Origin of the sequence: Flavobacterium sp. (assembly GCF_040379285.1) — a bacterium.
In the GTDB taxonomy this organism is placed as follows: domain Bacteria; phylum Bacteroidota; class Bacteroidia; order Flavobacteriales; family Flavobacteriaceae; genus Flavobacterium.
In genome coordinates this window covers 1-24,086 of the sequence record NZ_JBEILJ010000041.1, presented here as the reverse complement: position 1 = coordinate 24,086, position 24,086 = coordinate 1, and the positions used below count along the sequence as shown (strand labels likewise).

Annotated in this window: 26 protein-coding genes; 11 read left to right on the top strand and 15 right to left on the bottom strand. The window is 40.8% G+C overall.

Translation table 11 applies throughout. The annotated features are described in order from the left end of the window. The 6 genes from ABWO12_RS09180 to mnmE all read right to left on the bottom strand — a co-directional run. Positions 1-302 (bottom strand): Crp/Fnr family transcriptional regulator (locus ABWO12_RS09180; protein ID WP_353088549.1); only part of this gene is annotated, 302 nt, incomplete at its 3' end. A gap of 40 nt (positions 303-342) precedes the next feature. Beyond that, the gene (locus ABWO12_RS09175) at positions 343-492 is read right to left on the bottom strand and encodes a hypothetical protein (RefSeq protein ID WP_353088547.1); all 150 of its coding nucleotides are present in this window, start codon (positions 490-492) and stop codon (positions 343-345) included. Positions 493-761: 269 nt separating this feature from the next. After that, positions 762-1,166: a hypothetical protein gene (locus ABWO12_RS09170; RefSeq protein WP_353088545.1), complete on the bottom strand. Its 405-nt coding sequence runs from the start codon at positions 1,164-1,166 to the stop codon at positions 762-764. 44 nt (positions 1,167-1,210) lie between these two features. Further along, the gene (locus ABWO12_RS09165; RefSeq protein ID WP_353088543.1) at positions 1,211-1,453 is read right to left on the bottom strand and encodes a hypothetical protein; all 243 of its coding nucleotides are present in this window, start codon (positions 1,451-1,453) and stop codon (positions 1,211-1,213) included. Further along, positions 1,450-1,977 (bottom strand): hypothetical protein, encoded by a 528-nt coding sequence (locus ABWO12_RS09160; protein ID WP_353088541.1) that lies wholly within the window; start codon positions 1,975-1,977, stop codon positions 1,450-1,452. Before ABWO12_RS09160 ends, ABWO12_RS09165 begins: the two co-directional genes overlap by 4 nt. Positions 1,978-2,122: 145 nt before the next feature. Next, a complete protein-coding gene (mnmE, locus tag ABWO12_RS09155) occupies positions 2,123-3,520 on the bottom strand; it encodes a tRNA uridine-5-carboxymethylaminomethyl(34) synthesis GTPase MnmE (protein WP_353088539.1) in 1,398 nt (465 codons plus the stop codon). A gap of 174 nt (positions 3,521-3,694) precedes the next feature. Here mnmE and kdsB point away from each other — a divergent pair, with 174 nt between their 5' ends. Next, positions 3,695-4,429, top strand: coding sequence for a 3-deoxy-manno-octulosonate cytidylyltransferase (gene kdsB / locus ABWO12_RS09150; protein WP_353088537.1), 735 nt, complete (start codon positions 3,695-3,697; stop codon positions 4,427-4,429). A gap of 58 nt (positions 4,430-4,487) precedes the next feature. Here the strand turns inward: kdsB and ABWO12_RS09145 are convergent, their stop codons facing one another. Together ABWO12_RS09145 and ABWO12_RS09140 are read right to left on the bottom strand one after the other, a co-directional pair. After that, the gene (locus ABWO12_RS09145; RefSeq protein ID WP_353088536.1) at positions 4,488-5,195 is read right to left on the bottom strand and encodes a potassium channel family protein; all 708 of its coding nucleotides are present in this window, start codon (positions 5,193-5,195) and stop codon (positions 4,488-4,490) included. After that, the gene (locus ABWO12_RS09140) at positions 5,195-5,857 is read right to left on the bottom strand and encodes a spermidine synthase (protein WP_353088534.1); all 663 of its coding nucleotides are present in this window, start codon (positions 5,855-5,857) and stop codon (positions 5,195-5,197) included. Before ABWO12_RS09140 ends, ABWO12_RS09145 begins: the two co-directional genes overlap by 1 nt. A gap of 51 nt (positions 5,858-5,908) precedes the next feature. Between ABWO12_RS09140 and ABWO12_RS09135 the strand changes: the two genes are divergently transcribed. The 9 genes from ABWO12_RS09135 (at position 5,909) to ABWO12_RS09095 (ending at position 16,218) form a co-directional block, all read left to right on the top strand. Continuing rightward, positions 5,909-6,463, top strand: a complete 555-nt coding sequence (locus ABWO12_RS09135; RefSeq protein ID WP_353088532.1) for a 1-acyl-sn-glycerol-3-phosphate acyltransferase — start codon at positions 5,909-5,911, stop codon at positions 6,461-6,463. 145 nt (positions 6,464-6,608) lie between these two features. Continuing rightward, positions 6,609-6,974, top strand: a complete 366-nt coding sequence (locus ABWO12_RS09130) for a hypothetical protein (RefSeq protein WP_353088530.1) — start codon at positions 6,609-6,611, stop codon at positions 6,972-6,974. A gap of 130 nt (positions 6,975-7,104) precedes the next feature. Beyond that, the gene (locus ABWO12_RS09125; protein ID WP_353088528.1) at positions 7,105-8,250 is read left to right on the top strand and encodes a M14 family metallopeptidase; all 1,146 of its coding nucleotides are present in this window, start codon (positions 7,105-7,107) and stop codon (positions 8,248-8,250) included. A gap of 75 nt (positions 8,251-8,325) precedes the next feature. Then, positions 8,326-8,805 (top strand): Lrp/AsnC family transcriptional regulator, encoded by a 480-nt coding sequence (locus tag ABWO12_RS09120; protein WP_073362417.1) that lies wholly within the window; start codon positions 8,326-8,328, stop codon positions 8,803-8,805. A 77-nt stretch (positions 8,806-8,882) separates the two neighbouring features. Beyond that, positions 8,883-11,444: a phosphoenolpyruvate carboxylase gene (locus ABWO12_RS09115; RefSeq protein WP_353088526.1), complete on the top strand. Its 2,562-nt coding sequence runs from the start codon at positions 8,883-8,885 to the stop codon at positions 11,442-11,444. Between the two features lie 590 nt (positions 11,445-12,034). Further along, positions 12,035-13,327 (top strand): O-acetylhomoserine aminocarboxypropyltransferase/cysteine synthase family protein, encoded by a 1,293-nt coding sequence (locus ABWO12_RS09110; RefSeq protein ID WP_353088525.1) that lies wholly within the window; start codon positions 12,035-12,037, stop codon positions 13,325-13,327. Between the two features lie 234 nt (positions 13,328-13,561). Next, entirely contained in the window at positions 13,562-14,566 is a 1,005-nt protein-coding gene (locus ABWO12_RS09105; protein ID WP_353088523.1) for an alpha/beta fold hydrolase, read from the top strand. Beyond that, the gene (locus tag ABWO12_RS09100; protein ID WP_353088522.1) at positions 14,547-15,659 is read left to right on the top strand and encodes a homoserine dehydrogenase family protein; all 1,113 of its coding nucleotides are present in this window, start codon (positions 14,547-14,549) and stop codon (positions 15,657-15,659) included. Before ABWO12_RS09105 ends, ABWO12_RS09100 begins: the two co-directional genes overlap by 20 nt. 34 nt (positions 15,660-15,693) lie before the next feature. Beyond that, a complete protein-coding gene (locus tag ABWO12_RS09095; RefSeq protein ID WP_353088521.1) occupies positions 15,694-16,218 on the top strand; it encodes a DinB family protein in 525 nt (174 codons plus the stop codon). A 102-nt stretch (positions 16,219-16,320) separates the two neighbouring features. Here ABWO12_RS09095 and ABWO12_RS09090 read toward each other — a convergent pair whose 3' ends face one another. From ABWO12_RS09090 to aroB, 5 genes are all read right to left on the bottom strand, one after another. Beyond that, the gene (locus ABWO12_RS09090; protein WP_353088520.1) at positions 16,321-16,743 is read right to left on the bottom strand and encodes a DNA primase; all 423 of its coding nucleotides are present in this window, start codon (positions 16,741-16,743) and stop codon (positions 16,321-16,323) included. 9 nt (positions 16,744-16,752) lie between these two features. Further along, positions 16,753-17,727 carry a deoxyhypusine synthase family protein gene (locus ABWO12_RS09085; protein ID WP_353088519.1) on the bottom strand — a complete coding sequence of 325 codons (975 nt, stop codon included), beginning with the start codon at positions 17,725-17,727 and terminating at the stop codon, positions 16,753-16,755. Positions 17,728-17,802: 75 nt separating this feature from the next. Continuing rightward, a complete protein-coding gene (locus tag ABWO12_RS09080; protein WP_353088518.1) occupies positions 17,803-19,203 on the bottom strand; it encodes a type III PLP-dependent enzyme domain-containing protein in 1,401 nt (466 codons plus the stop codon). 64 nt (positions 19,204-19,267) lie between these two features. Beyond that, positions 19,268-19,441 (bottom strand): hypothetical protein, encoded by a 174-nt coding sequence (locus ABWO12_RS09075; protein ID WP_353088517.1) that lies wholly within the window; start codon positions 19,439-19,441, stop codon positions 19,268-19,270. A gap of 56 nt (positions 19,442-19,497) precedes the next feature. Continuing rightward, positions 19,498-20,559, bottom strand: a complete 1,062-nt coding sequence (gene aroB / locus ABWO12_RS09070; protein ID WP_353088516.1) for a 3-dehydroquinate synthase — start codon at positions 20,557-20,559, stop codon at positions 19,498-19,500. 86 nt (positions 20,560-20,645) lie between these two features. Here aroB and ABWO12_RS09065 point away from each other — a divergent pair, with 86 nt between their 5' ends. Beyond that, complete coding sequence (locus ABWO12_RS09065) at positions 20,646-21,818, top strand: proline dehydrogenase family protein (protein ID WP_353088514.1); 1,173 nt, start codon at positions 20,646-20,648, stop codon at positions 21,816-21,818. A 23-nt stretch (positions 21,819-21,841) separates the two neighbouring features. Here the strand turns inward: ABWO12_RS09065 and ABWO12_RS09060 are convergent, their stop codons facing one another. Both ABWO12_RS09060 and thrC read right to left on the bottom strand, forming a co-directional pair. Further along, positions 21,842-22,558, bottom strand: a complete 717-nt coding sequence (locus tag ABWO12_RS09060; RefSeq protein ID WP_353088513.1) for a hypothetical protein — start codon at positions 22,556-22,558, stop codon at positions 21,842-21,844. A 196-nt stretch (positions 22,559-22,754) separates the two neighbouring features. Further along, positions 22,755-24,047, bottom strand: a complete 1,293-nt coding sequence (thrC, locus tag ABWO12_RS09055) for a threonine synthase (protein WP_353088551.1) — start codon at positions 24,045-24,047, stop codon at positions 22,755-22,757. Positions 24,048-24,086: the final 39 nt, after the last annotated feature.

The window sequence follows — 24,086 nt, the reverse complement described above, 5'->3', positions numbered from 1 at the left end:
AATAATTGTTGCAAATCGTTATAATCAATTTGAAGTACAGTACAGTTTACTAAGCATTGCAATGTTTCAATACTTGGGCTTCTAGTTATAAAGCTACTAGAAGTTATTATCTGACCTTCAATAGCAAACCAAGATGTAACTTCTTTATCTTTTTGATTATAAAAAAGACGGGCTATTCCAGATTGCAAATAGAAAATGTGATTGCATACCTTACCTTCTTTTACAAGCAAATCCCCTTTTAAATAAGTTTTTGTTTTCGCAATTTCAAGTATTAGTGGGTCGATATTAACAAAATAATTCATGTTCCTAATTTATCTGTATTTTTTTTAAAATATTCTCTACCTAATATTTAAAAATTTTATGTAATCCTAAATTCGATTGTACATTAATTACCTCATTCAAGTTGCTCATCGTATCTTGTAAAGGTAGCGAAACTTTTTTGAGCATGTCCATTAACTCCTTTTGTTCATCGGGTGTATCAGCTTCCTCCATTAAGGTTGATATCGATTTGATATTGCTAGAGTGGGAGCGGCATCCCCCGATTCCTATCGGGGATACAGCGGACGACCGGAAGTTGCCGGCCAAAAACTTTTTTTCTGATACAGCGATTAACTTTATATAAAAATAAAGGGTTTGTAGATATTTAGGTACAATTAAGGTGCACTACTTGACCTTAATTTTTGAGCTATGAAACTGAATTTGTTTTGAGTATTGAAAACAAGTTATAAGGTTGTTAAGGGTTTTGATTTAATAAGGGAAACTTAACTATTTGCAACTTTATTGATTTTATCCATAATGATTGCAAATCGTTTGTCTTGCGTTTCAAAGAATAAGTTACCCAAAATTGCTTCTTGTATTTTGCTAGATGCTAGGATATTACGAAATTCATTTATTAAGAACTCTTTTACTTCTTGGTCTTCTTCGTTTATTAGAATTTGATGCCAATCGGTTCGATTGTCTAAAATATAGATTATATCTTCCAAATCATGGCTAAATCGTGGGTCATCACCACCACGGTCGTGAAATGCAACAAATTTACTTGCTAAAAAGAAAGTTAGTGGCATAATTTGAATTGTAATGTCGTTTACTTTAATTTTCTCTAATCGTTCAAAACCTTTTTCAAACCAAGGGTTTGCAGGAGCCCAAGCAATAGGTTTTGTTGCCATTACATCGACCAATATATCTTCTAGTTTGAAACGACAAATTACATTTAATCAGCTGCCTGCTTAAATCCTTTCACTGAAAGTTGTTCTCTAATATTCTCTAGTTCCACAAAAGAAGCTACATTGATGCTAATATCAATATCTTTTGTAGGTCTGACATCTTCTGCCGCAGGATCGTTTATATAGAGGCTAACTGTAGCACCACCTACATAGATTATTTTTTCATTCAGTTCACCTAATGCATTAGCAACTCTTTCAATAATTATATAGTTTATCTGCGTGTTTTTCATTTATTATCTATTTCTTGAAATCTGTTTTTAAGCTCATTTATCGCCACATTTTGTTCTCTTGTAGTGCCAACTCTTACTGCATCTAACAAAGCTAATAACTCATATAATTTAGGGTCTTCTAAACACGCTTTAGGTACGTTAGGGTGTAAAGGTTCAATTGCGAATCCTTTGGAATCTCCCTCAGCATAAGGCCAAACATAGTTTTGATTGCTTAGTATTTCAAATGATAGAGGAGGAGCACTATGCGCTGTTTTTATACCTCTAACCATTGCACCAGGTTTTTGAGGATATACATATTTTAAGCCGTGAATTATAAAATCAAACAAAGCTGATTTAAATACGCTTCTTTTGTCGCTAGTTATTAGACCTGCCCAAGCACTTCTGTTTAATGATTCACTAACTTCACTAGAGCTAATATATAAGGTGTTTGCGATGTCTTTCATCATCCAATTTTCATTATCAAGGGCTATTATTTTTAATAAAATGACCACATCGTGCGGTCTCATTCCGTTATGCTTTTTCATACCAATGTATTTATTTCTGACTGCTATTGAATAGCTTGTAATTCGCAATTCGCGATATGCAAATTTAATGAAAAACTTTAAAAAAAGTGCTAAAAAAATGTAATCTATACAAAAAACACCTACGTAACAGGAAAAAGGAGTGTGGTTACTTGCCGATACAGAAATTTGCAAAAATATTACCTAACAACTCATCGTTCGTTACTTCGCCTGTGATTTCGCCCAAGAAGTACAAGGCTTCCCGGATGTCGATCGCCACCAAATCGGAGGAAACTCCGGTATCCATGCCCCATTGGACTTTCTGTAAGGCTTCCAATGCTTTTAGTAGGGCGTCGTAGTGCCGTGTATTGGTTACGATGGTTTCGTTGTTGCGAAGGGCGCCCGTTTGCACTAGTGAAAATAAAATTTGTTTTAACTGCGCCACGCCGTTTTGTTCCTTGGCCGAAAGTCCGATGACCTGTACGTGCATCGATTCGAATTCGTGCAACAAGCTTTCGGTAGTCGCCTCGTCTAGCAAATCGATTTTATTGAACACTACTGCCAATTGCTTTTGGGGATACTGATTTTTGATTTTCTCCAAGGCTTGGCGGTAGTTTGTGGGGTCTTGTTGAAACGCCACGCTGTCGAGTAAGTACAAAACAACTTGGGCTTGGGTAATTTTTTCAAACGTTTTTTGAATCCCCATTTGCTCCACATAATCTTGGGTTTGGCGTATGCCCGCGGTGTCTATGAATCGGAAGCCAATGCCGTCAATCACGAGTTCGTCCTCAATCGAATCGCGCGTAGTACCCGCAATAGCAGAAACGATGGCGCGCTCTTCATTCAGCAACGCGTTGAGCAATGTTGATTTCCCCACATTGGGTTCGCCCACAATCGCTACGGGAATGCCGTTTTTGAGCACATTTCCCACGGCAAACGAGTCGATTAATCGTTTTAAAACCAAGATTATACGGGCAACGAGTTGGTTGAATTGGGTACGGTCTGCAAACTCCACATCCTCTTCGGCAAAGTCCAATTCCAGTTCGATCAACGACGCAAAATTGAGTAACTCTTGGCGTAAGTGTTGTATTTCACTACTAAAACCGCCGCGCATTTGTTGCAGGGCAATTTGATGAGCGGCTTCATTGTCGGAAGCGATGAGATCGGCCACGGCTTCGGCTTGGGATAGGTCGAGTTTACCGTGTAAAAAAGCCCTGAGCGTAAATTCACCGGGTTGCGCCATACGGCACCCGCTGCGCAAAAAAAGTTGGATAATTTGTTGTTGAATAAACGTCGACCCGTGGCAATTGATTTCCATCACATCTTCGCCAGTGTAGGAGTGGGGATTGCGGTAGAGTGCCACCAAGACTTGATCGATAACTTTGCCGTGGTCAATGAGCGTGCCGAGATGAAGGGTGTGCGACTTTTGAGCGCTTAGTTTTTTTCCTTTGATGGAAACAAACACGGCTTCGACTTGCGCTATGGCTTGGGGACCCGACAAACGAATAATCGCGACTGCACCTGCTCCAGCGGGTGTAGCTAACGCGACAATAGTATCAACATGCATGAGGTAAACGTTTTGGGACAAAGATACCAATTTCTGAAACGCAAAGTGGGGCGTTGTTGCTGCGTATTCTTTGGATTGGGAATGCCTTTGTACCTGGTGATGTAGAAGGAAAATATTTTTTAAGGTAGGTAGGCCTTCAACAGGGAATTTGTATTTTTACCCGAAATAGCCTTTATGAACGTTATTGCAGTTATTCCAGCCCGCTATGCATCGACGCGATTTCCTGCCAAATTGGTGCAGGATTTGTGTGGTAAACCCGTAATTGTGCGCACCTATGAAGCGGCACTACAAACCCAACTTTTTGATGAAGTTTTTGTGGTAACCGACGCCGATGAAATTGAAGCCGCGGTTCAAGCCCACGGGGGTAAAGTAATTCGAAGTCAACGTCACCATGAAAGTGGGAGTGATCGAATTGCCGAGGCGGTGGCCGATTTGGAAGCCGATATCGTTGTGAATGTACAAGGCGACGAACCTTTTATAGCGCGGGAACCTTTGGAGGCGTTGTTACAGGCATTTCGGGAAGATGTTGACCAACAGATAGATTTGGGTTCTTTGATGGTCGCCATAACCGATACCACGGAAATTGAAAATCCGAATGTGGTAAAGGTGGTCACCGACCGAATGGGGTATGCGCTGTATTTTTCCCGATCGGTAATTCCGTATCCAAGGGAGCGAGTAGAAGGGTTGCGGTATATGCGTCACATCGGGGTGTATGCCTTTCGCAAACAAGCGTTATTGGATTTTGCGCAATGGCCGATGCAACCGTTGGAAGCTACCGAAAAATTGGAACAGTTACGGTATTTGGAATTTGGGAAGCGTATAAAAATGGTCGAAACCTCACATGTAGGCATAGGTATTGATACGCCTAAGGATTTGGAGCAAGCACGGGTGATGTTTTCACGACAGTAATTTTGAATCCAAACTTTTAAAAATCACATTTAAAGCAATTGTGTGGCTCGCTACCTCTTTATTCACTCTCTTCATTGTCAAAATACCCTTTGCTTTTCACTTTGGTGGAGAAAAAATTTAGGAAGAGTAAGACAAACGATAGGAAGAACATGGCTTGAATGCTTACTAAGATTTTTCCATAAGTGGTAATGGGATAGTAATCTCCAAATCCGATAGAATTGGCGCTCACCAAGCTAAAATACACGGCATCAAACCAGTGGGTAAACGGTTTGTTCATATTATCGCCCAAGGTATAGAGTACGCCAAACGCCACCACAATTTCGATATAGTTAAAAAACAAAAGGAGCATTGAGCGTTTATATGAACGAGGGCGCACAAATAAATCGGAGGCAAAAATGAGTGTGGGTATGTAAAATATCGTCTCCAAAAGCATGTAAATCATCAAGATTAATAGGATTTGGTGGTGTTGCCAACCGTAAATTAAAATGGTCCACGGTAACGCCATTTTGGCCAACACATAGACATCCATGGCTAAATCCTGGTATTCATGCCCGATTTTACAGGCAAGGTATTTAATGTAAACGCCCGGGAATAATAATTGCGATGAAGAAAGAAAGAGACGAACTATTTTTTCTATCCCATTATCGTACTGATGGTCATTGTTCCAAATCGCTCTGATATTTAAAATTCGCCGTTGGATTGGATTGAATTTTGGGCGATCGCGGTAGGTAAATTTGCCCACTAATAGTTTTTTTACAACACTCATCACGCTAATTTTTTAATGGTAAACAATTCGTTATGTTCCTCTACTTTGGGGTACATACGTACGGAATAATTTTCGGAAAATTTTTGACGGTACAATGCATTACGCTTAGTATCCTCGGGCGATAAGACCATGGTGTTGAATAAAATGAACCCATTCGTATTTAAGAGTCGGTTGATGTGTTGAATAAAAAAATCCTCAAAAAGAAAGGGCGGCATTTGCGTATCCTGAAATATATCAATGATAATCAAATCGTACTTTTTTTGAGAGCGCAACACAAACGAAAAGGCATCTTCGACGATGAGTTCTAATTGCGCAAAGCGGTCGATTTGAAAATAGTCTTTGGCGACCTGCAACACGTCGGCATCGAGTTCAACGCCCGTAACGTTACCCCGAAAGCGAATTTCTTCCACTAGGGTAGCAATTACACTGCCACCCGCTACTCCCAAAACCAGCACTTCTTGAAAGTTACGGATGCGTTCAAATCCTATATACTTCAACCCTTTCCGTAAAATGCGTTGCAGACTTCCAAAAGAATAATTGGTTTGCGCACTATCTAAAACCAATTGCCCATTGTTCCATGTTACTTCGAGACTTTTGCTTAATGTAGACTTGCGTTTGACTACAGGAATCGGAAATAAATAGCTTAGGTATTTGGCTAGCATTGGGTTAGGTTTAGTCCGTATTATGTTCTAAATTTACACCAAATTAATGGGATGCGAAAACGACTTTACGAATTTATTTTTTTTCGTGTAATGCAATGGCGTTTGGTGGGTGCTTTTGACCCGGCCATTCCCAAATACGTTATTGCTGTAATGCCGCACACATGTAATTTTGATTTTTTCATTGGACTCTTAGTGCGGGGTATTGTCAATCAAAAAATGAATTTTGTAGGTAAAAAAGAGTTGTTCATCTTTCCTTTTGGATATTATTTTCGAGCTATTGGGGGGGCGCCTTTGGATCGTAGTGGTGGGAAAAACCTAGTGGATGCAATCGTCGACATTTTCAATGAACGGGAGATATTTCGATTGGGAATCGCTCCAGAAGGAACGCGCAAACACGTCGATACTTTACGCACTGGGTTTTATTTTATTGCCCACAAAGCCCAAGTCCCTATCATCCCCGTAGCTTTTGATTTTGGTAAAAAAGAGGTTCGCATTGGAGCACCATTTTATACGTCAGGGGATGTAGATAAAGACCTGCCTACTTTTCTCGCGTTTTACAAAGGAGTTCAAGGACGCTACCCCGAACGACAATTTTCAGGTTTATAAAACCCTACCTGCTCGTTTTTCGTAAATAAGGAAAAACATCTTCAAACCTTTTTATTTATGAAAAACAAATTTCTTTTGTTGGCATTCGTAAGTCCTTTTTCGCTTGCAGTGACAACGATTTTTCTACTTACCTTCAGGCTCGATTATGCCGACCAAACGGGTTACCATTACAGGATTGGTTCGCACGCATGGCATTACCAATGCAGCAAGTAACGATCGCATGGTATTAACCGATGTTGGGGCTGTAGCTTCTGACATTGACGGCGGTTTAATTTTTATCAATAATTTTAGTTTGGTGATTGCAGCAACTCCCAATGGCGGAACCATCGCGTTAACCAATCAAGTTCGCGTCTACGGACCGTTATCAACCCTAGGAAATCCAGTGGATGTGGCGTATGATGCGGTTTCCAAGCCTATTTATGTGTCTGAACGTGCCAATATGGGGTTTTTTGTTCACCTTTGGATTGCCCAACACCACAGCCGATGCAGCGCCCGTGGCTGCTCGACTTGAACCCGGAATAAGCAGTGTATACTTACATTGCAAATAGTTTGTTTTTTGTTTCATTTGACCGTGAAGGAAAGCTCCCGTCGCCTCTGGTACGGAGCTTTTTTTTGGTATCTTTGTAGGTATAATTACCGCTATGGATTACCTCAATTTATTTCAAATCTATAAACAACATGCATTATTTGGTCGCTATGTTCCTTTGGCGGCGGTCGAACGTGTGGCCCAAGAACTTGGACTTTCCTTAAACGTGAAAGGATGTTCTGTACAAAAAAGACCACTGTATCATCTGGAAATAGGGAGCGGGAATTACAAGGTATTGCTCTGGTCTCAAATGCATGGAAACGAAAGTACTACGACCAAGGCTTTGTTTGATTTCATAGCTTTTCTATGCAGTGATGAACCCGAAGCAAAACGCATGTGTTCTCATTTTCGTTTTTGCATTTTACCTATGGTGAATCCCGATGGGGCAGAAGTCTACACCCGGGTGAATGCCAATGGAGTGGATTTGAATCGCGATGCGGTGGCGCTTACCCAACCCGAAAGTCGCTTTCTTCGGGAGGTTTTTGAAGCATTTCAACCCGATTTAGCCTATAATCTTCACGACCAGCGGACTATTTTTGGAGCAGGGGATAGCGGATTACCAGCTACGGTTTCCTTTTTGGCACCTGCTTATAATGAGGAACGTTCGGTTGATGAGGTTCGAACCCGAGCCATGCAGCTTATTGTTGCTATGAATGACGAATTACAGCGTCATATTCCCAATCAAGTGGGGCGTTTTGATGATTCGTTTAATTTGAATTGTATAGGCGACTATTTCACCCATCGAGGAGTGCCTACGGTTCTTTTTGAGGCCGGACATTATCAAAATGATTATCTTCGAGAATATACTCGAAAAATGATTTTTATCGCTTTACTTTCCGGATTGATGCATGTTTACGAAAACGATTTAGTTAGCAACGAAAACGAACTTTATTTACTAATTCCTCAAAATAAAATTGTTTTTTATGATTTTATTTATAAAAACATTAAAATTAATTATGATGGTAAGGAAATAATTACGAATTTTGCTGCTCAGTACCGTGAAGAATTAATTGACGGAAAAATTCACTTGAACGCCTATATTAGTGCTGTAGGAGATTTGGAAGAAAATAAGGGACATTACATGTTTAATGCTTATAAAATGCCGTATTCCGATGAAAAAGAGAATATTCCTAAAATTGATGAAAAAGCGGATTTCTGTTTAGGAAAAACGATAAATTTTGTTAATGGTGTAAAAATATAACATTGTTTTTTCGTTTTTACTGAATAAAATGTATTAATTTGTAATCGTATAAATAAACATTATAAACACGCTGCTATGAGTAAGTTTCGTTTGGATGAAGTGGATCATCAAATTCTCGACATGTTAATTGATAATACCCGTGTACCTTTTACGGATATCGCCAAGAAATTGTTGATTTCCGCAGGAACAGTTCACGTACGGGTGAAGAAAATGGAAGATGCCGGCATTATTATGGGCTCTTCGCTTACTTTGGATTATGAAAAATTAGGCTATTCATTTATCGCTTATGTTGGAGTGTTTTTGAATAACACCTCGCAAACCAAATTTGTTTTGGAGCGAATTAATGAAATTCCCTTTGTTACTGTGGCGCATGTGACTACTGGAAAATTTAATATTTTCTGTAAAATTCGTGCCCGCGACACCAAGCATGCTAAAGACGTCATTTTCATGATTGATGATATCGAAGGCGTATACCGTACTGAAACCATGATTTCATTGGAAGAAAGTATTAATGACAAAAAACGCTTAATGCATACTATTTTTAAAGATATTTAAGCATTTCAATGGTATTTGATTTTATGAAAACCTCAAGATTTACTTGGGGTTTTTTTATGTAATTTAACGCAAAAGCTATGTACACTTCACCACAATCCGTACAATTTCACCAACAGGTTAGATCCAAATACCATTTGTACAACAGTGTTTTTATCACGTTGCCTTTTGATGCTGTTGATAATACAGGGGTTTTATTACCATTGTTTAGCGAGGCTTGCGCCAAAGGGTTGCAGCAACAGATGACTCCTATTGATATCGTGACAACCTTTGCTGCCAAGTATTTGGAGCGTTCAGATGCCGAAAGCCTGGTTCCGCTCTTGTTTCGATTTATTCAATATGTTGAACGGCAAATTGTTCTTTTTGATGCCATTGAAGACGCCGCTTTCTCCTCCATAAATAATCTTGAAGGTACAGGGTCGTTGCGTGAAATTAAAGAACGGTGTGATACTGCCGAACGGCAACAACAACTACAAGAATTTTTGCAACGATTTCGCGTGCGAACGGTTTTGACGGCGCATCCCACTCAGTTTTACCCAGGGGCTGTTTTAGGTATCATTACCGATTTGACTGAAGCCCTTCGACAAAACGATTTACGCCAAATCGAGCAGTTACTCGCGCAATTGGGGAAAACCCGTTTTATAAAAAAAGAAAAGCCTACTCCTTATGATGAAGCAGTGAGTTTACTATGGTATTTGGAAAATGTTTTTTACAGCACTACAGGGTTAATTTTGCAAAACCTCTATTCAACATCCAATGATACCGACCTTCAACTACAGCCTGTTATTCAATTGGGATTTTGGCCTGGGGGTGATCGCGATGGAAATCCGTTTGTCACGCCCGAAATCACATTGCAAGTAGCACAACGGTTACGCACATCCATTCTCAAATGCTATTATACCGATATCCGAAAATTGAAACGCAAGTTGACATTTACAGAGGTAGATGTTATCATCGCCAAAATTGAACAACAGTTATACCGTTCCGTTTTTTATTCGCATGGGGAATTATATATCAACTTACCGGAGTTAATCGCCGATTTACAGGCTATAAAATACGTATTAATCGAAAAACACCAAGCCCTATATCTGGATGAAGTGCAAATGCTTCTATGGAAGGTGCAAACGTTTGGCTTTCATTTCGCCTCCCTCGATATCCGTCAAAACAGTGTCATACACAATCAAGTCGTAGATGCAGTAGTGCGTCATTTGGGGCAAAATGCTTATGCAGAAGGGGATGAAAAATTTAAAGTTGATCAACTCGCTGCGGTGCGAGGAAAAGTGCACTCGTCTGATTTTGAGAGTCCAATTGTTATGCAAACTTTGGCTTCCATTGAAGCTATGCAAACTATTCAAAATCAAAATGGTGAGTTAGGTTGCAATCGCTATATTATAAGCAATAATGAGTCGGCATTGAATGTGCTTGAAACCCTTGCTATGTTCCGTTGGGTGGGCTGGGAAAAGCCATCGGTTGATATTGTTCCTTTGTTTGAATCGGTTGATGATTTACAACAAGCCGCCTCAATAATGGAGCAATTGTACAAACATCCTGAATATCATAAACATTTGAAACGTCGTCATAAAACGCAAACCGTCATGTTAGGGTTCTCCGACGGAACCAAAGACGGTGGGTACTTGATGGCCAATTGGTCTATTTTTAAAGCCAAAGAAGCCATCACTGTTATGTCACGTAAATACGGGATTGAAGTTATTTTCTTTGACGGTCGGGGTGGACCTCCAGCACGGGGTGGTGGGAAAACCCATAAATTCTATGCTTCGTTAGGCTCAGGAATTGAACACAAAGAAATTCAACTTACCGTGCAAGGACAAACCATCAGTTCCAATTTCGGAACCCTTGATTCTTGTCGTTTTAATCTAGAAAATTTGTTAAGCGCTGGCATATCCAATGGGTTGTTTGTCCAAAAAGAAAATGATTTAACAAGTTCCGATAAAGCAACTATCGATGAATTAGCCCAATTGGGATATGAAAAATACCTGTCCTTCAAAAACCATCCGCAGTTTATACCGTATTTGGAACAACGCAGTACGTTGAATTATTACGCCAAAACGAATATCGGAAGCCGACCTGCTAAAAGAAAAGCAGCAGCGCAATTGGATTTTTCCGATCTACGAGCGATACCTTTTGTCGGGTCGTGGAGTCAGATGAAGCAAAATGTTCCTGGATTTTTTGGAGTGGGTACAGCTTTGTATGCCTTTGAAAAAGCCGGTCGTTGGGATGAAGTGCAAACGTTATATCAGCATTCTTTGTTTTTCCGTACGTTATTGGAAAACAGTATGATGGCTTTGGCAAAGTCATTTTTTTCTTTAACGCAGTATTTGCAACATGATCCAATATTTGGACCCTTTTGGGAACTCATTCATGAGGAGTTTTTATTGACCAAAAAATTGCTTTTAAAAATTGCCGGTCATCAAGAGTTGATGGAAAACTACCCTGAAGGCATTGCTTCTATAAAAATGCGTGAAGAAATTGTTTTACCCTTGTTGGTCATTCAGCAATATGCCTTAATGCAAATTCAACAATTTAAAGAGGGAAAGGAGGATGTGGCTTTGTTGGAAACGTATGAAAAATTAGTCATTCGCTCGCTGTTTGGCAATACGAATGCCAGTCGTAACTCGGCTTAATGTATTAATTTATAAAATTTAAAACATTGATAATAAGTGGTTTAAAAAATATTTTTTGTTAAAGTTTTAAAAACCTCTTGTGTATTCCAAAAAACCTTTTGAAATTTGCAAAGTTGAAAAACAAAAAATCAAAACTCAAGTATCAATGAAAAAATTAATGTGTCAAATTTGTTGCATGATGTGGGAAACTTCCCCGCAGAGGACATTTATGGCATAACTTGAAAAAGAAATTATAACGCTCAAGTATACCGAAAGCCTCTGCAAAAGCAGGGGTTTTTTTTATTCCCCAACTTGAAACTTGAAACCTGAAACCTGAAACCTGAAACCTGAAACCTCAAACGATGTCCACCACAGCAAAACATAGCAACCACCGCCTAATGATGCACATGATGATGTGTTGTTGTACCATGCTTTGTTGCCAAAGGTGATCCTTATGTTATTTCTATATAGTGTTCAGGTCCTTTTGGTTACAAATCAAGAGGGCCTTTTTTTATACCGATAAGTCGTAAGTCGATAAGTCGTAAGTCAAAGAGTCATAAGTCGATAATCAAATTCTAATCATTAGTTACTAATCACTAAAATTCATAAAAATGAGTACAACAAAATTTGCCACCAAAGCCCTTCATGCCGGACACGATGTTCAACAAACCTCAGGAACCCGTGCCGTGCCCATCTACCAAACCACTTCCTACGTGTTTAACAATGCCGATCATGCGGCCAATGTGTTCAGCTTGAGTGAAGCAGGGTATATTTATACTCGTCTTAACAACCCAACCAACGATGTGTTGGAACAACGCTTGGCCCAACTCGAGGGCGGAATCGGAGCCGTAGTCACAGCCTCTGGAACCGCAGCGCTCGCTACAGCCTTGTTGGTGTTGTTAAAGGCAGGCGACCATATTGTGGCTTCCAACAGCCTCTACGGAGGAACATACAACTTACTCAATGTGACTTTACCCCGTTTGGGAATCACCACCACATTTGTCGATCCTTCTGATCCGACAAATTTTATCCAAGCCGCCCAAGAAAATACCCGCGTATTCTTCGCCGAAAGTCTTGGCAATCCCAAATTGGATGTACTCGACCTTGAAGCCATCGCCCAACAAGCCCAAGCCTTCAAAGTGCCTTTTATCGTCGACAATACCGTTGCTTCTCCGTATTTACTCAACCCGATTCAATACGGCGCCAACATCGTAATTCATTCGCTCACCAAATACATCACCGGAAACGGAACCTCATTGGGCGGTGTAATCATAGACGCCGGAACCTTCGATTGGAGTAATGGGAAATTTCCTGAGTTTACCGAACCCGCAGCAGGTTACCACGGATTGAAATATTATGAAGCCCTCGGTGCTGCCGCATTTATAGCTAAAGTCCGTATCGAAGGATTACGCGATTTTGGCGCTGCGTTGAGTCCGTTTAATGCCTTTCAAACCCTACAAGGACTCGAAACATTGGAAGTCCGTATCCTCAAACATAGTCAGAATGCCCTGGCCTTAGCGGAATGGTTAAACGAACAAGAGGCCGTAGCTTGGGTTAACTATCCCGGATTGAAGTCCTCTAAATATTATGACTTGGCCCAAAAATATTTACCCCAAGGACAGAGCGGAATTGTGACGTTCGGACTTAAGGGTGGATTCGAAGCCGCGAAAAAAGTCGCCAACGAATCCAAATTATTCTCCTTGCTGGCAAATATAGGTGATACCAAATCGTTGATTATCCACCCAGCGAGTACCACGCACCAACAATTAACGCCCGAGCAACAAGAGAGCACCGGGGTGACACCCGACCTCATTCGTCTCTCGGTAGGCCTCGAGGCTATCGACGATTTAAAAGCGGATTTGGCTACCGTTTTTGCGGCATTGCCCATCGAAAAAACAGTCTAGGTTTTAGTTTGCATGTGGAACCCCCCGGATGCGCCACATTCGGGGAGCTTTCCACAGTTTTTTGGAGCTATTCTTGCCTGCCGTAGGTAGGTCCCGCTTTCGCCTTTATTATTCCGCTTGCGCTACTTAGATATCGGCGCAACCTGCCTGCCTTTGGTAGGTCGGGGCTAGGGATAAAGTGCTTCATTGAAAAGCGATTCAACATCAAAAACTGCTATCACAACACGAGAAAAAATGAAAAAATTAGCCAAAATAGAACTCCACCAATTCCTTTTGGAAAACGGAAAAACCACTCCTTTTTTGCCCTTGTACTTCGAAACCTTTGGCCAGCCCCTCGGTGCGGCGCCCGTCGTTGTAGTCAATCATGCACTAACCGGCAACTCTACCGTAACCGGAGAAAAAGGGTGGTGGAACGAACTCATCGGAATTGGGAAAGTAATCGATTTGGAAACGTATACGGTCATCGCGTTTAATATTCCCGGCAACGGGTACGACGGTATCCTAGGGAATTTAATTTCCAATTACACCGACTTTACCGTTCGGGATATCGCCCGTATGTTTTGGCAAGGATTACATGAGTTGAAGGTTGAACAGATTTTTGCCCTTATTGGCGGGAGTTTGGGAGGCGCTATTGCCTGGGAAATGGTAGTAGAGCAGCCGCATGCTGTTCAACATCTTATTCCCATTGCCACCGACTGGAAAGCCACCGATTGGGTAATTGCGCACGTACATGTTCAAGAACAAATTTTGCAACATTCGACCCAACCATTACAAGACGCACGTCAACACGCCATGTTGCTCTATCGAACCCCACAATCGATCAATGCGCGTTTCAAACTAGAAACAGTGACTCCAGGGGCTTTTGCCGTTGAACGATGGCTAAGCAACCACGGGGAAAAATTGCGCGAACGCTTTCGATTATCGGCTTATCGGTTGATGAATCACTTGCTTAAAACTCACAATATTACCCGACATCGGGGGACTTTTGCCGAAGTAATCCAATCCATTCATGCGTCTATACATGTCGTTGGAGTTGATTCGGATATGTTTTTTACAGCTATTGAAAATCGTAAAACCGTTCAAGACGCACAAGGCTTTATTAATCAAATCCGATATTACGAGATACAGTCCATTCATGGTCATGATGCCTTTTTGATCGAATTCGAACAGTTAATTTCTTTTTTACAACCGGTGTTTCACACCCATAAACAACTTCACTATGTCAACATTCAGGATTAACATCGTACTTTTTGGTATCGGTAATGTGGGGAGTACTTTAATTCACCAAGTACTTCAAGCGCAAGATTTTTTTGAAAAGCACCATCAAATTGAATTACGATTTCCCATTATCACCAATTCAACCTTAGCTTTTTTTGAAAAGGAGGGCGTCAAGAATCAGTGGGAAGCCAATTTCACATCATCAGCTATTCCTTACCAATTGGAGGATATTATTGATTATGTTCATACGCAAGAATTAGAAAATTTAATTGCTGTAGATGCCACGGCGAGTGAGGACATCATTAAAAATTACATTCCCTTAATTCAAGCGGGTTTTCATATTGTGGCGGCCAATAAAAAAGCCAATACCTTACATTATGATTTTTACGAAGAGTTACGGTTGCATCTCAAGCGATTCGATCGTAGATTTCTATATGAAACCAACGTGGGCGCAGGTCTGCCCGTTGTTAATACTTTACGCGATTTGTTTGAAGCGGGTGAAAAGGTGCACCGTATTCGAGGAGTGTTTTCAGGAACCTTAAGCTATTTGTTCAATCGTTTTGGTCAAGAAACGGTTCCTTTTGCCTCATTAGTAAAAGAAGCTGAACAACAAGGGTTTACCGAACCCGATTCAAGAGAGGATTTGTCGGGAAATGATGTGGCGCGAAAACTGTTGATTTTGGCTCGAGAATTGGGTTCAAAGGCTGAATTACATGAGGTGGAAGTCGAATCGTTATTGCCACCAGCGTTGCAAACTTCCCTTTCTTTGGCCGAGTATAAAAGTCAGCAAAATGAATTCAATCAACCGTTTCATATTGCCAAAATCACGCAAGCAGATAATCACGTATTACGGTATGTAGGAGAGTGGGATGTGGTGCGGGATAGATTGGCAGTGAAGTTGATATCGGTTCCCCAAAATTCGGCCTTAGGGCAATTAAAAGGAGCTGATAATTTGATCGAAATTTACACGGATTCGTATGGAACACAACCCCTTGTTGTTCAAGGTGCTGGAGCAGGAAAAGCAGTAACAGCGCGCGGTGTGTTGTCGGATATACTTCGCATTACTAAACAAGAAAAAGAGAAACGAACCCGTTGGGCTGATTGGACTAGCTAGATAAAATTGTTATCTTTGACAGAAACCCTTGGTTATGCGAATAAACGCTATTGATCGTTTAGAATACGCCGATTTTTATGCGGGCTACCTTGCTCAAGTATCGTCTGAATATACTTTAGTAGAAGAATTGGAAATTTCCCTTCATCGCTTAATTCATTTTGTTCGGGATATTTCCATGGATAAATTTGATTACCGCTATGCAGAAGGAAAGTGGACCATTAAAGATATTTTGCAACATCTTTTGGATTCCGAGCGGGTCTTTGCTTATCGAGCTTTGTGTATTGCACGTCAAGATCAAACGGCTTTCCCCGGTTTTGATGAGGATTTTTACGTCATCAATGCACAGGCCAACCGCCGTAGTATTCAAGACTTGTTGACCGAATTTACAGCCTTACGACAAGCAACCTTGTGTTTGTTTAGATCCTTTTCCCTGGAAGCGTTACAAAGTATGGGAACCGCTTCGGGTCATCTGGTTTCTGTTCGCGCCCTTGGTTTTATGATTATTGGTCATCAAAATCATCATGTCAACGTGTTTCAGCAACGCTACCTCAAGGGGTAATTTTGAATGGTATTATTTTAAATTATGAATGAAGCATATTAAAAAAATCCCGAGTGCTGATTACTCGGGATTTCATTTATAATTCAAAACACATAATTTCAATTACTCGTCTTCATCTTCGTCATCATAAATCTCAGAATCTTCAAAATCATCTTCCTCATCATCTTCCTCATCATCTGAACCGCCTTTATCTTTTAATAAGTCAACTTCATCTTCCTCTTCTTCATCACTAGGGCTATCTTCATCATCCAAATCGACCCCTTTTACGGGTGCAATAGGTTCAATTACTGCATCCAAATCTTCTTCTTCATCTTCAAATTTTTCCATGCGTGAAGCCAATTTGGTGCTCACTTTTACCAAATAAATTGTGTCTTCAGTACGAACTTCAACGGCTTCAACCAATTCGTTTTGGGCATTTCGAAAGCGAATGATATCAGAATCATCATATCCATCGGGGAATTTTTCGACCAAAAGGTTTAAAATATCGCTGGTTAGTTTGGCGTAATCAACAATAACACGTCTCATATGTAGGTTTTATAAATCTAACAGGTAAGCAAAGATAAGAGGTGCAACAATAGTAGCATCGGATTCTACAATAAATTTAGGAGTTGTTATATCCAATTTTCCCCAAGTGATTTTTTCATTCGGTACAGCCCCAGAATAGGAGCCATAACTCGTAGTTGAGTCAGAAATCTGGCAGAAATAACTCCAGAAGGGCACGTCGTGCATTTCCATGTCTTGATACAACATCGGAACGACACAAATAGGGAAGTCACCAGCAATACCTCCTCCAATTTGGAAGAAACCAACACCTTTTCCGGCGCAGTTTTTAGTATACCAATCGGCTAACCACATCATATATTCGACCCCACTTTTCATCGTGGTCGGTTTAAATTCTCCTTTTATACAATACGAGGCAAAAATATTCCCCATAGTGCTGTCTTCCCATCCTGGTACGACAATCGGTAAGTTTTTTTCTGCCGCAGCAACCATCCATGAATTCTTCGGGTCAATTTCATAGTATTGCTCCAAATCCCCCGATAAAATCATTTGGTACATGAATTCATGCGGGAAATAGCGTTCATTATTTTTGTCGGCTTTGTTCCAAATGTCAAACAAGTGGGACTGTAAGCGGCGAAAAGCTTCTTCTTCAGGAATACAAGTGTCTGTGACTCGGTTGTAATGGTTTTCCAATAAATCCCATTCTTCTTGCGGTGATAAATCCCGGTAGTTGGGTACACGTTTGTACGAATGGTGTGCCACTAAGTTCATGATGTCTTCCTCCAAATTGGCACCGGTACATGAAATGATATGTACTTTATCTTGACGGATCATTTCGGCTAACGATTTTCCTAATTCTGCGGTACTCATCGCTCCCGCCAAAGTAATCATCATTTTTCCCTTTTCCAACAAATGGGCTTCATAACCCTTGGCAGCATCAACTAAAGCTGCGGCATTAAAATGCAAGAAGTTATTTTCAATAAACTGACTAATAGGCCCTTTACTCATGGTGTCGATGTTCTAGGTGTGATGATTTGCTTGGGGTCAAAGAAAAACTATTTTTTTAAAACTTCAAACGAAAATTTATTTTTTATTGTACCCCAGTATTTTCAATACATCATCGGAGGTTTGTTGGGGCGAAAAGACCTCTGTTGCAATGATGCCATTTTCATCCCGATCGATCAGAATGTGTTTGGGTTGCGGAATTAAACAGTGGTGTAAACCGCCAAAACCACCTATCGTTTCTTGGTACGCTCCTGTATTGAAGAAACCAATGTACAGCGGCTTTTCCTTGTTATATTTTGGCAAATACACTGCATTCATGTGTTGTTCGGAATTGTAATAATCATCGCTATCACACGTCATTCCTCCCAGCAATACGCGTTCGTACGTGTCATTCCAACGGTTGACGGCCAACATCACAAAGCGTTTGTTTATCGCCCAAGTATCGGGTAGGGTGGTGATAAACGAACTGTCAATCATGTTCCAATTTTCCCGGTCGTTTTGTTTCTTTTGGTAAAGTACTTGGTAAATTGCTCCGCCGCTTTCGCCCACGGTGAAGGAGCCAAATTCGGTAAAAATGTGCGGTACTTCTACTTCAGCATCGTCGCAAGCAATTTTGATTTGATTCAAAATTTCGTCTACCATGTATTGATAGTCGTATTCAAAAGCAAGCGAATTCTTGATCGGGAACCCACCGCCAATATTCAAACTGTCAAGTGTAGGACATTCTTTTTTAAGTGCAATGTACACTTTCATACACTTGAGTAATTCATTCCAATAATAGGCCGTATCACGAATTCCCGTATTAATAAAGAAGTGTAGCATTTTTAACTCCACTTTTTTATTTTCCTGAATTTGCTTGCGGTAGAATGGAACAATGTCCTTGTATCCAATGCCTAAGCGCGAGGTGTAGAACTCAAACTTTGGTTCTTCTTCGGCGGCAATGCGAATCCCAATTTTGAATTTTCCTTTAATTTGCTCTTGCAATAAATCCAATTCCTCATAATTGTCAATGACAGGAATCGTTTTGTTGTGGCCATTGTTAATCAAGCGCGCAATGTTTTCTACATAAGCATCGCGTTTGAAACCGTTGCAAACTACATAGGTGTTTTTGTTGATTTTGCCATTTTCCAAAAGCTTTTCAACAATATTAATATCAATTGCAGAAGACGTTTCGATATGAATGTTGTTTTTGAACGCTTCATTCATGATGAACTCGAAGTGCGAACTTTTGGTACAATAACAATAGTAGTATTTTCCTTCGTAACCGATTTTTTCCATACCTTTCCGAAACCAACCTTTGGCTTTGTTGATGTTGCTGGAAATTTGTGGTAGATAGGTGAATTTAAGAGGAGTGCCGTATTCCTCTACCAACTTCATCAAGTCGATGTTGTGAAAAAGAAGGGTGTCTTTGTTAAGCGTGAACTCTTCTTGTGGAAAATAAAAGGTTTGGTTTATTAAGTCGAAATATTTAGTATTCATTTTACCGTTTGAAAAAGATTAAATTAAAAACAAATGCAAATGCTTAGTAAACGTTTTTAATTTTTCAAACGCGTAAGTTTTCATAGACAATCGATAGGTCCATGATGTAATCAGAAAGTTGAATGTGGAAAAAACAGTCGAATTTGGGAATAAAAAAGGAAGCAAAAGCATCTTGAGGTATCGATTTGCAAAGGTCGATACGGTCCGAATTTACTGTGGCTTTAACATTTTTATTCATCCTCGCAAATGTAAAAAATAATAAAATCGATTTACAATTATTTTTACAAAAAAATATCAGTTGTTTAAGAAGTCGAAAGCGGCTGTAATTAATTCGTTTTCAACTGTTTCGTGAAGTCGCGTTTTCCCGATTCTCTCCAACAATGCAAACTGAATTTGACCGTATTCATTTTTCTTGTCGTGAATCAAATACTCACGTATATAATGTTGGTCTTCCTCTGTGATAGTGAAAGGAGGAAAAATAGCTTGTAACCCCGTTTTTATCGCTTGTAAATCAGTTTCAGAAAGGTACCCTTTTTGGTGCGATATAAAAGCCTCCATAAGCATTCCGAGCGCAATGGCTTCTCCGTGCAATAGGGGCGTGTCTGAATTTAAAAAATGACTTTCAATGGCATGTCCCAACGTGTGCCCAAAATTGAGTGCTTTGCGAATTCCATTTTCGGTCGGGTCTTGTGAAACGATTTCATTTTTAATAGCGACCGAACGATGAATCAAAGCGTCCAAGTCGTTTAAATCCAAATCGCTCAAATGACTCAATTGTGTCCAATAGTGGGCATCGTGAATCAACCCGTGTTTGAACATTTCTGCCAAGCCTGATCGCATTTGTCGTGCGGGAAGCGTTTGTAAATACGTGCTGTCAATCAGAAGAAGTTTGGGGTTGTGGATTACACCCACTTGATTTTTGAGTAACCCTAAATCTACACCATTTTTACCGCCAATCGAAGCATCGACCATGCCCAATAAGGTCGTTGGGATATGAATGAAGTCAATACCTCGTTTGAACGTCGCCGCTACAAATCCCCCTAAATCGGTGATCACACCACCGCCCAAATTGATTAATAAGGATTTCCGGTCGGCACCCATTTCGGTGAGAAGGGTCCATAATTCAACACAAGTTTGTATCGTTTTCATCGATTCCCCCGGTTCGATTTCTATAATTTCAACCGGCGCTGTCGTTTCTAGTAGCGATAAAAAGTGAGGTGCACAGTATTCATGGCTGTGAGCGTCAGTCAATACAAATACGGTTGAATATTTTTTTTGGGCAATGCATTGATTCAGCGCGGAATATCCCGCAGCATTAAATTCAATGGGATACCCATTAGCCATGATTGCTTGCATTATTGTCAATTTTGAGTCCAAAAATACACCATTTTTTGGTTTTTTTTCACTTAGAAATTGATACATTTGTGTACTTTCAAACCACTATGGAGAAGATATTTAACAATACAGAAGTTGCCTTCAGTTTGAAGACCGACACCGAATTGGATCGGGCTTATTTTTTGTTTAAAATGATCGCTAGTGAACCCTTAGTTCGCATTGGAACGGCGGTTACCAATTTTGCCATCAAGGCCCATTTGCCGGTAGAAGGATTGATTCGCGCGACGGTTTTTGATCATTTTTGTGGCGGAACTACCGAGGTCGATTGCCTTTCTGTGGTCGACAAAATGTATACCAAAGGGGTTTCATCAGTTTTGGATTATTCTGTCGAAGGAAAAGAGGAAGAACCTCATTTTGATGCCGCTTTGAATATGACGTTGAAAACCGTTGATTTCGCCAAAGAACGCAAGGCTATTCCATTTGCCGTTTTTAAACCTACAGGCTTGGGTCGTATCGCCTTATATGAAAAAGTGGGATTGAAACATCCGCTCACGGAAGCTGAACGTGCTGAATGGAGTCGCGTGCAAGAGCGATTCGATATTATTTGTAAAACGGCCCACGAGAAAGATGTTGCCTTATTGATTGACGCCGAAGAAAGTTGGATGCAAGATGCCGCCGATGCGATTGTCGAAGAAATGATGCGTCGCTACAACCAAAAGAAAGCCATCGTCTTCAATACCTTGCAATTATACCGCTGGGATCGTATGGACTATTTAAAACAATTGCATGCCAAGGCAGAAACTGATGGGTTTTACATTGGAATGAAGTTGGTGCGAGGAGCCTACATGGAAAAAGAAAACGATCGGGCACAACAGCACGGCCATCCAACGCCAATTTGTGCCGATAAAGCGGCTACCGACGCCAATTATAATACTGCTGTAGACTATATGATGACGCATTTGGAGCGCATGGCGATTTTTGCGGGAACGCACAATGAAGAAAGTTCGTATAAACTCATGGCCTGTATGGAACAAAAAGGGATTACCAAAAATGATCCTCGCATTTGGTTTGGTCAATTGTATGGCATGAGTGATAATATCAGTTACAATCTGGCAGCGCACGGGTATAATGTGGCTAAATATCTGCCCTTTGGTCCCGTTCGCGATGTGATGCCCTATTTGATTCGTCGTGCCGAAGAAAATACTTCTGTGGCGGGACAAACGAGTCGGGAGTTGAACCTGTTGAAGACTGAACGCGAACGCCGAAAATTAGATAAATAACATTAGAATACATAAAGCGGTTTTTAGGCCGCTTTTTTTGTTTTCCAACGGTTTAAAAAAGTGATATTTCCCGATAACGGATAGACATAAAAACGGCGGCAAATCTCCCATAAAGGGGAGTTTTCTACAGGGTCAATAATCACTCCGATCTTGTCTTTGTAATACGAATGAATAAATACCATTTGATTGCCCTTGCGGTAAATAAATCCAACGTGTAGGTCACCAAATCCGATGAAATGAATGCCCTCGGGAATTTTTTCGGCAAGTATTTTTTTTCCTGAATCCACATCAGAAAAAGATAGGGTAAGGATTGGGTCTTTTTCACTCAAATAGCGCGCCTCATCTTCGGGACCCAATTGTGCCATTCGATAGCGATTGCTTACAACGCCAGCATCGCGAAGCACTGTGGCTACAAAATAGCTACATGCTACCGGTTGCATTCCGGGTTGCTCGGGATGACCTTCAAAAGACCAAGGTGTTCCAACCCAATGCGGAATGAGGTGCTGCACAAAAATGGCCGTAAAAACCCGAGAGATTTCCTTGTTGGAGGCCTTAGCAGGTAACGCATTTCTCATGTCTTTCACCACCTTCTTTTGTTGCAAATAGCTCCTTTCAGAGGCCCTTGGAAAAAGCAAGGTATCAGTTACGGGTGTTTCTTTGGTTACCGTTACCGGCGTTGTTGGCGTATTTTGGCAGCTTACCCATAACGGAAAGCTAAGGAGGAGGTGTCGGAGATGCATCGTTGGTTTTTTTATACTAACTCCGACTTTACCATTTTAGTATTACAAGCGGAAATTGAAGGTTAATCATTTAATTTCCAATTGGTATTAGGCAGTACAAGCCCTGATTTCAAATGCACAATGGTCCCGCTTTCGCCTTTACCTGCCTACCGGCAGGCAGATCGAGGCTGTATCGACGTTTTGTGTATTTAAGAACTTATCTATTTAATAAAAAGGATTTTAATTGCGCATACCTTGCTATACGTGTTTTTACCTTTTCCAAGGGTAAGAGTTGGGCAATAGCTTCGGGCAATGGCAATTGAATCGACAGCGTTTTCTCTACTTCTTCTAAGAATTTGACAGGATGCGCGGTTTCCAAAAACAATCCTATCGCGTTGGGATGATTTTTTAAGGCTTCCTGCAATCCCAAATACCCCACAGCGCCATGAGCTTCGGCAATATATCCCGTTTGGGAATAGATGGTTTGCATCACGACTCGTGTTTGCTCGTCGGTATACGAGTAGGAGGAAAAGTCTTTTAACAATGCTTCCAAACGGTGATCATACATCGCATGAATGCGCACAAAATTACTCGGATTCCCCACGTCCATGGCATTAGAAATGGTAGGTTTTGACGGCTTGGCAACATAGGTTCCAGTTTGTAAAAATTCGGGAACTGTATCATTTACATTGGTTGCCGCTACAAAATGGGCAATCGGTAATCCCATTTTTTTAGCCAATAAACCGGCACAAATGTTGCCAAAATTGCCACTCGGACACGAAATAACCAATTCTTTATGGTGCTTTTTCAGTTGTTGCCATGCAAAGAAATAATACAACATCTGTGGTAACCATCGCGCTACATTGATGGAATTCGCTGAGGTGAGTCCGCAACCCTTCAAATCCGTATCCAAAAAAGCCGTTTTCACCATGTCTTGGCAATCGTCAAAAACACCATCCACTTCGAGGGCATGAATGTTTTTTCCCAAGGTAGTGAGTTGCCGCTCTTGAATGTCACTCACTTTTCCAGACGGGTAAAGGATGACCACATTCACGCCTTTTACCCCCAAAAATCCACTGGCCACAGCGCCACCTGTATCACCGGAAGTGGCCACCAATACAGTAACTTTTTCATCGGTATATCGGTTGAAATAGCCCAAACAACGCGACATGAATCGGGCGCCCACATCCTTGAAGGCGAGGGTCGGACCGTGGTACAATTCCAAGCTAAAAATACTATTATTTACCGCAACACACGGAAAATCAAAACAAAGTGTTTCCGCAATGATTTGCCGTAATTCCGCCTCAGGGATACTCTCTCCCACAAAAGGCGCCATCACCCGAAAGGCCACTTCCTCACGGGAATACTGCTCTAAGTTGGCAATAAATTCGGGTGACAAATTCGGAATCTGTTCGGGATAATAGAGTCCGCGATCGGGAGCAATACCCGCAATGACGGCTTCTTTAAAGGTTACTTTATCGATGGGGTTATTTAGGCTATAGTAGTTCATGGTTGAGATTTCAGGTTTAAAGTTTAAAGTTTCAAGTTT

What these genes read in the sequence shown, in the direction of transcription:
- ABWO12_RS09115 (WP_353088526.1), top strand. Translation starts at nt 8,883, where the DNA reads ATGTACACTTCACCACAATCCGTACAATTTCACCAACAGGTTAGATCC.
- aroB (WP_353088516.1), bottom strand. Translation starts at nt 20,559, where the DNA reads ATGCAAGCAATCATGGCTAATGGGTATCCCATTGAATTTAATGCTGCG.
- ABWO12_RS09170 (WP_353088545.1), bottom strand. Translation starts at nt 1,166, where the DNA reads ATGGCAACAAAACCTATTGCTTGGGCTCCTGCAAACCCTTGGTTTGAA.
- ABWO12_RS09110 (WP_353088525.1), top strand. Translation starts at nt 12,035, where the DNA reads ATGAGTACAACAAAATTTGCCACCAAAGCCCTTCATGCCGGACACGAT.
- ABWO12_RS09095 (WP_353088521.1), top strand. Translation starts at nt 15,694, where the DNA reads ATGCGAATAAACGCTATTGATCGTTTAGAATACGCCGATTTTTATGCG.
- ABWO12_RS09075 (WP_353088517.1), bottom strand. Translation starts at nt 19,441, where the DNA reads ATGAATAAAAATGTTAAAGCCACAGTAAATTCGGACCGTATCGACCTT.
- kdsB (WP_353088537.1), top strand. Translation starts at nt 3,695, where the DNA reads ATGAACGTTATTGCAGTTATTCCAGCCCGCTATGCATCGACGCGATTT.
- ABWO12_RS09140 (WP_353088534.1), bottom strand. Translation starts at nt 5,857, where the DNA reads ATGCTAGCCAAATACCTAAGCTATTTATTTCCGATTCCTGTAGTCAAA.
- ABWO12_RS09085 (WP_353088519.1), bottom strand. Translation starts at nt 17,727, where the DNA reads ATGAGTAAAGGGCCTATTAGTCAGTTTATTGAAAATAACTTCTTGCAT.
- ABWO12_RS09145 (WP_353088536.1), bottom strand. Translation starts at nt 5,195, where the DNA reads ATGAGTGTTGTAAAAAAACTATTAGTGGGCAAATTTACCTACCGCGAT.
- ABWO12_RS09160 (WP_353088541.1), bottom strand. Translation starts at nt 1,977, where the DNA reads ATGAAAAAGCATAACGGAATGAGACCGCACGATGTGGTCATTTTATTA.
- mnmE (WP_353088539.1), bottom strand. Translation starts at nt 3,520, where the DNA reads ATGCATGTTGATACTATTGTCGCGTTAGCTACACCCGCTGGAGCAGGT.
- ABWO12_RS09065 (WP_353088514.1), top strand. Translation starts at nt 20,646, where the DNA reads ATGGAGAAGATATTTAACAATACAGAAGTTGCCTTCAGTTTGAAGACC.
- ABWO12_RS09060 (WP_353088513.1), bottom strand. Translation starts at nt 22,558, where the DNA reads ATGCATCTCCGACACCTCCTCCTTAGCTTTCCGTTATGGGTAAGCTGC.
- ABWO12_RS09080 (WP_353088518.1), bottom strand. Translation starts at nt 19,203, where the DNA reads ATGAATACTAAATATTTCGACTTAATAAACCAAACCTTTTATTTTCCA.
- ABWO12_RS09120 (WP_073362417.1), top strand. Translation starts at nt 8,326, where the DNA reads ATGAGTAAGTTTCGTTTGGATGAAGTGGATCATCAAATTCTCGACATG.
- ABWO12_RS09175 (WP_353088547.1), bottom strand. Translation starts at nt 492, where the DNA reads ATGGAGGAAGCTGATACACCCGATGAACAAAAGGAGTTAATGGACATG.
- ABWO12_RS09090 (WP_353088520.1), bottom strand. Translation starts at nt 16,743, where the DNA reads ATGAGACGTGTTATTGTTGATTACGCCAAACTAACCAGCGATATTTTA.
- ABWO12_RS09165 (WP_353088543.1), bottom strand. Translation starts at nt 1,453, where the DNA reads ATGAAAAACACGCAGATAAACTATATAATTATTGAAAGAGTTGCTAAT.
- ABWO12_RS09100 (WP_353088522.1), top strand. Translation starts at nt 14,547, where the DNA reads ATGTCAACATTCAGGATTAACATCGTACTTTTTGGTATCGGTAATGTG.
- ABWO12_RS09130 (WP_353088530.1), top strand. Translation starts at nt 6,609, where the DNA reads ATGCCGACCAAACGGGTTACCATTACAGGATTGGTTCGCACGCATGGC.
- ABWO12_RS09105 (WP_353088523.1), top strand. Translation starts at nt 13,562, where the DNA reads ATGAAAAAATTAGCCAAAATAGAACTCCACCAATTCCTTTTGGAAAAC.
- thrC (WP_353088551.1), bottom strand. Translation starts at nt 24,047, where the DNA reads ATGAACTACTATAGCCTAAATAACCCCATCGATAAAGTAACCTTTAAA.
- ABWO12_RS09125 (WP_353088528.1), top strand. Translation starts at nt 7,105, where the DNA reads ATGGATTACCTCAATTTATTTCAAATCTATAAACAACATGCATTATTT.
- ABWO12_RS09135 (WP_353088532.1), top strand. Translation starts at nt 5,909, where the DNA reads ATGCGAAAACGACTTTACGAATTTATTTTTTTTCGTGTAATGCAATGG.